We start from the raw sequence: 836 nt of genomic DNA, 5'->3' as shown, positions 1-836 counted from the left end.
CGCGGGCCGCCGTGCCCGCGGCCTGCCCGGCGCCGCTCTCATCAAGGTTCACCTGGATCAGGCAGTCCAGGTGCGCCCGTGGTCCGAGCCCGGCCGCCTCCCGCCGTTCCTGCTCGGCCACCACGGCCTTGCCGAGGGCGGTGACGAGTTGCCGCCGGTCCACCGAATGGACCACATCCGCGTACCGCACCACGGACTTTGCCTTGTTCGTCTGCAGTTGCCCGATGAAGTGCCAGCGGAGCCCGGCACCGGCAAGCTCGGCGGCCTTCGCGGCCGCTTCCTGGTCCCGGTTTTCGCCGACGTCGGTGACGCCCAGGTCATGCAGCAGCGCAACGTCGGAGGCCGGGAAGAACTTCGTCACGACGATCAGTTCCGGCTCCGTGGATCGCCCCGCGGCGGCCCGGGCAATCCGTGCCCGGACACGTTCCAGGTTCGCTGCGAGTTCGGACTTGCGGGCGTCGGTACTCATGCGTCCTTCCAGACAAGGCCGGCGAACCGGCCGGTTTGTTGATCGCGCCGGTAGGAGTAGAGCCTCCCGTCCTCCCGGGTGCAGCCGGCCACCTGATGCACGTCCACACCGAGCCCGGCCAGCTCTGCCCTGGCTCCGGCGGCAAGGTCCAAAGCCGGCGTCCCCCAGGCTGTCCTCGCCGCCAGTTGGGGAATCCGGGCAACCGCCTCGGCCTGCATCTGCTCGGGAACCTCATAGCAGGCCCCGCAGATGGAGGGACCGATCCAGGCCCGCAGTTCGCCCGAACCGGCCTCGCGGAGCCGGGCGACGGTGTTGGCCAGCACCCCGTCGAGCAGTCCGCGGCGGCCGGCATGGGTCACGGCGGTGG

1 protein-coding gene and 1 pseudogene are annotated in these 836 nt (G+C 70.9%); both read right to left on the bottom strand.

The features are described from left to right. A pseudogene (locus AC5RUJ_RS17445) lies at positions 1–469 on the bottom strand (YggS family pyridoxal phosphate enzyme); the annotation flags it as partial. Then, the coding region (locus AC5RUJ_RS17440) for a purine nucleoside phosphorylase YfiH/LACC1 family protein (RefSeq protein ID WP_494156399.1) at positions 466–836 on the bottom strand (371 nt) is incomplete at its 5' end. The pseudogene AC5RUJ_RS17445 and the gene AC5RUJ_RS17440, both read right to left, overlap by 4 nt.

This window comes from Arthrobacter sp. Y3223164 (assembly GCF_059091005.1).
Note: the sequence above shows the minus strand (reverse complement) of the source record. Positions and strands in the feature narration are given on the sequence as shown.